Below are 5,918 nucleotides of genomic sequence, written 5' to 3'. Positions count from 1 at the left end.
GGTAGGAGTCAACCCACCCCCGCCCCTCCCAGGAGGGGAAAAGCCGAGTCAGGAGAAATGGCAATTATAGAGGAGGTAGTCGGAAAAATTGTAAGAGTGATTTTTCTGCCATAATCGTCCCAAAATACTAGCTTTATGCAGCTCTTGCCACCGAAAAGCTGACACTTTTTTAGACCAAAAAATGCTACAACCTTTATCTGTCAATGCTTTGATATTTAATCAGCAAGCCCTAATTAAACGAAGTAATACCAATTAACTTAAAATTTTGTCACGAATAATTTCACACACGGAACTTACGCAAAGGTACTATATATAGTAGATAAAAACTATAGCACTATGGTATATATAGTGTTTTTTCGGAAAAATGCGTAAGTCCTGACACAATAAGTGCAAAATTCTTACCTAATACCATTTCTCTCTAACAATGCGCTTAATAATTGTTGCTCAGACCTGATTACAGTGACTATTCTTGTCTTTATATTAACTGCAACTTCATGGAGAAATGGTATAAGTAAAATTATTATCAGTTAAACTTTTTAGCTAAATCAATCTTAAACTTTTTACTTTTGACTTTTAACTGTAATGAAGTTCATCTTAACCCAGCTTTTAACGTAGCCTTTCGGTCAGAAATGGAGACCGACTAATTACGCACTTGATGGATGATTTATGTGAAATATTATCAGAAGTAAAAAGGTAAATTTAGAGGAGTATTTAAACTGCCTCTAAATCTTTTATGGGGGACTTAAAGCCATTCCTTTAAGAAGTATTAATGGAAGATCAAAACTTTCTAGTATTGGCTTTTTGTTTCTTCCTTTCCTAGATAATGCTGCACATTTATATCATGCTGTAAAACAAGTAAAGCAATTTAAAGTTCAAGAAAGATTTTTGCTATATTTTATACTATTAGTAAACAAAAATTAAATTACTGCGTCTATGAATAAAATATAGCGCTAATACCAATTTCATAAAAATTTGTCTATCAGGTAACAAATCCATAAAATAACAGGGAATATTAAAAGATAAGTCTATGAAAAAAGATCAAAAAAATTAATATTTATAAAATCTGCAAGGGATAAAATTTTCTACTATAGATATAAAACACAGATTAAGATGTAAGTAATACCAAATCTAACGAATTTTTGCTACATATTTTTTAGAGTAGGGAGTAGGTAAATAACGAATAAGATATCTTTACTTCATACAAATAATTGCTCAAAACATTAATGAGCCTTACTTATTACTTAATAACTGAAGTGTTATATAAGTATAGAATGATTTTTAGGAATTGGTATAACTTGGTCTAAATTTGGTATAAGAAAAAAAAGACTGACAGCGATTAAATCCTAAAATGTTACAGATTTTTTGAGTATAGCTTAGTACTGAACCCTTTACTATTAGTTCTCAGATATTAAGTATGATACAAGAGAGATAATTTATAAATAATCAAAATTATGAATAAAAAACAACCATCATCCTTATGGAAATCAATGACTAACAAGGCATCAACAGTTAGAGAAAATCTTGGTAAAAAAGTATCTAAAGCCGGGCAGTCAATCAGTGAAAAAGCTTCCGAAACTGCTAAAACTAAAGCTTCAGAAATAGAAGAAATTATTAGTAATAAAACATCAGATGTTGGTAAATATTTTAGAGAAACTGTTAAAGAATCTGCTTTTGGAAAACAGCAAACTAATTCTGAATTATCGCCAGAAATAGAAAATGATTTAGAACAAGAAGAAATATATCATATTTTTGTTGCTTATCAGGTTGCTAGTCAGGGAGGTACTCAAAAAGTAACTCTTAAATCAGGTAAAAGCTATAACGTGAGAATTCGTCCGAATAGTACTGAAGGTTCTACTTTACGATTAAAAAAATGCGGTTTACAAGGAAATGATGCCTTTCTAGTTTTACATACTTTTTATAATCCCGAATTTAACCTAGACCGTCGGATGAATAATTTGATAATTCATTCATCAATTTATGAAAGAAGCAAAACTAGATGTTTAGAAGCTTATAACAGAATTAATGTCGGTTTATATGTTTATGATTTAGCAGCACTCAATCTATTGGATTTTATTGTTAACTCTTCAAATATAGATTCCTTAATTGGTTTACGCTATACAATTGCCAGTGAAAATTCGCGGTGGATAGGTATTGATAAAAGTTTAGAAGAAGTGTTAGAATTTACCAATTTAAGTGAAACTGAAAAATGTAAAATCAAGAGTATTTATCAATATATTAAAGCAGCAGACCCTTTACCTAAATTAGATGATTTTCAACAGTTAAATGCGATGATTTTAAATTCAGCGATCGCTTCTGAACTGAAAGATAAATATTTATTGGCAAGTGCTACATCAACTGGGTTAAGAATAGATATGTTGATTGTAGATTTGATTTACAGTAGCTCAGAAATAAATGATAATCAGCGTCGGAAATATTTATCATTATATCAACAGATTAAGGAAGGTGTAAAAGTTAAAGATAATTTTATTTCAGAAAGTTTAGACTCGATAATTATTCAGGCAGAAATTCCGAGAATATGCAAGATTGTATATCAACTTTTAAGAGAAAGATATTTTGAAATAGAATTAGAATTAGAAAAACTAGACCGGGAAGAACTTTACTCAGTTTTTAGCAAATTCAAGAAAGTAGAACAATTTATAAAACAGGCAGAAAATCCAACAAAAATCACAAATAGTTTCGGGAATATTGCCATTCAGAAAGGAATGTTAATCGAGGAAGCGGATGATGCTGTAGTTAGTGGTGGTGTTGGAGTATTAGCAGGGGTAAAAGTATTAAAAGGAGGAGAAGCTTTAATTGGAGCTGTTGGTTTAGTAGCGATCGCTTCAACTTTAGAAATGAGTACTCAGGAGAAAATTAAATTAGGAATTACTGAGGAGGGAAATTTTTATGGGGGGGTTGCTTATAGTGGAATTATGAATGCTATTAATCAAGTTAGTTGGGTAATTGGCGATGGTGGAGAAAGAAAATTAGAGCAGAAATTAGATATTTTTGGAATGTTGAAAGGTAGTCAGGATAAAAAGCAAATTTTACAAGAGTTGGAAACTAAATTATATAGTTCAAATCCATAATATTTTATTTATTAAAAGTAAGCATTCAGTTCTGAGTAGTCAGCTATCAGCAATTAATAATGGATAATTACTACTAAAGTTAAGGAAGAGTACTTTGGTAGTAAATTTTAATTCTATTAAATTATCAAAATTGTATTTAATATCCACAAAATATACTTGATAATTCAAATTTTTTTTTTGACAATATCCGGCTTTGTTAGTAAAACCCGACAGTTTAATTTGATAAATATGATGATTCAAATTACACGCTATAACCGTAATTTTTCGCTTTTATTTTATTTATAATTCGACTATTGTATTCTGAGAATACCAAACCAATTGAATTAATATGTCAGAAGTCAGAGAACCCAAATATCCTGTTATTTCTTACAACCATATACTATCTGAACTTTCTGTTAATCGCGAAGATCCATGTGAAGTTATTCGAGAATTAATCTCTAATTCTTATGATGCCAATGCCTCTAAGATTCAAATATACCCACTTTTACAAGAAAAAGGATTTATATATTTTGATAATGGCATTGGTTTAAGTGAAACAAAAGAAATTAATGGTATTACTCCTTATGTAGCTTTTTTCTCTATCGGAAAATCCACAAAAATTCAAGGAGAGTCTATAGGGTATAAATGTCAAGGTTCTAAACTTTGTTTTGCATCTAAAAAGATTACTATCATTACTAAATGTTCAGAGGAGAATTCCTGGAGATATAAATCAATAGATAATCCCCAAAAAAATATTAATGATTCTTTCGATATTGCTTCTGAGTTTAGTGAGCAACCTTGGAATATTTTAACTGAACTTTTCCCCAGAAAAAAAGCTCAAACTCAAAACATAGTTAAAGAATTAAATCAAGATTTTTTTACTTCTCAATTTAGCGATCGAGGAACAATGATTATTATTGAGGGATTAGAAGTTCAAGATTTTTCAGATTATTATTCCTCAGATGACTATGGAAAAAAACAATGGTCATATTTAAAGCATTATATCCGCTTCAATACAAGACATGGCGATATGAGAATACTAAGACCTAACTATACAGGTTTTCCTCAAAGGAGAGAGATTTCATTTAGAGAAACTTCTGGATACAACGAGCAATGCAAACTATCTCTATGGTCTAAGACTAAAAAGGATAAATATACATTAGAAGAAATTAAACCAGGATATCCTTATTTACCAAAACCAGATGCAACTGAAGCAAAAAAGATTAAAAGTCCTGCTCAAGTATCAAGCCTTGATAATGGTAATTTTTCCGCCCGTTATTGTTCTACTTTTTCATATGAGGAAACAACTTATTGTATAGTTTTAGCAATAGATGGAAGGACAAGAACCCGTAACCAATATAAAGAATTAGGCAGACAAGGCGATAGTAGGTCTGGAATTAAATTATCCTCTCAAAGAGGAACTTTTATTTCATCTGAAGGTGTGAAAATTTGTTCTTACAATAAAATTTTTGAGCATGAATCATTAAAAGAATATTCTATACTTGCAGACACTAAAGTTCAATACCATTATATTTTGCTCATTAATGGTAGTTTTAATATGGTGACAAATAGAAATTCTTTGACTGATGCTTCTAGACAAATTTTAAAAGACAATTCCTTCCTGAAAAATATTAAAAAGTTTCTAGATGAAGCAAAAAGACAAGTTCCTGTTTTTTGTGAATTGATTGAAAGATTAAACAAAGAAAATCAAGAAGCAAAATTAGAAGCGTATACTCAAAGGTTAGACAAGCTTAAAAAAGATATTAAAAATCGAACAAGATTTAAAGTTAACAACATAGAGCAATTAAAAGATAAATGGATGATACAACCAGAAATAGGAGAAGAACATTGGGTTGGAGCATTATATACAATGTTTTCTCACTTAGTTACTATCGATTTACCTTATGCAGAATTATGGGTACGTCCAAGAACTTTTTGTGGTGTTGGTCTTGATAGTATAGCAGTTCCATTAAAAGAAAATAGTTTCAAAGACACAGTTCACATAGGACTAGAATATAAATACACTTTTTCCTCGACAGATGAATATAATCATCCCTTTATTGTGACTAATTTTATAGTTTGTTGGATTCTCTCTATAGCAGAAGAGAGAGAACAAATTCAGGATGCTTATGGCTATTTTGGATATGTATCTTTCACAGAAGAATTAAATGATATTGGTTATGAAATAGTTGATATTGAAAGTCAAACAGGTGAAATTCATAACCAAAATATTAAAGTAATTAGCCTCAAAAAATTACTCGATCATACTTTTGATTGTCAATGGACTACTCCTCCAAAATAAGCACTTCATCACATCTAAAACTTAACCTTTTTTGCTTCTGGATAGTTAGTCGTATTTGCTGCGGAGTATATTTCAAAGATTTTCTGATTATCTGGCCATGAAAATGTTCTAGGCGATCGCCCCATCCCAAAAAGACACCTTGAGGTATTTCTCAAATTCAAACATTAGAACAGCTATAGCACTATAGTTATTCACTAGACAGGACTTAGGTCAAAGCACTATATATAGTAGATAAAAACTATAGCACTATGGTACATATAGTGGTTTTATCGGAAAAATTCCTTAGTCCTGACTAGAAGATTTTTCGATTATCTAGCCAGAAAAATTTTCTAGGCGATCGCCTCTTCCCAAAAAAACACCTTCAGGCATTTCTCAAATTCAAACATTAGAACAGCTATAGCACTATAGTTTTTGATTGAAAGCTCACAAAATGTAAATGACTGCCATGAAAAAACTATAACGTTTGAGTTTAGATACTTCCACTGCGCACGGCATCATTGTGAACGCCACCAAAAAATGGAGAGTGAGGTAGGTGGGTAGGAATAAAT

General features: G+C 30.7%; 2 protein-coding genes. Both read left to right on the top strand.

The features are described 5' to 3' along the window. Positions 1 to 1,451 precede the first annotated feature (1,451 nt). The gene (locus tag D5R40_RS29645) at positions 1,452 to 3,089 is read left to right on the top strand and encodes a hypothetical protein (protein WP_124155632.1); all 1,638 of its coding nucleotides are present in this window, start codon (positions 1,452 to 1,454) and stop codon (positions 3,087 to 3,089) included. Between the two features lie 328 nt (positions 3,090 to 3,417). Further along, positions 3,418 to 5,370 carry an ATP-binding protein gene (locus tag D5R40_RS29640; protein ID WP_124155631.1) on the top strand — a complete coding sequence of 651 codons (1,953 nt, stop codon included), beginning with the start codon at positions 3,418 to 3,420 and terminating at the stop codon, positions 5,368 to 5,370. Positions 5,371 to 5,918 lie beyond the last annotated feature (548 nt).

This window comes from Okeania hirsuta, from assembly GCF_003838195.1.
Taxonomy (GTDB): domain Bacteria; phylum Cyanobacteriota; class Cyanobacteriia; order Cyanobacteriales; family Microcoleaceae; genus Okeania; species Okeania hirsuta.
This window is presented reverse-complemented; position numbering and strand designations above follow the sequence as displayed.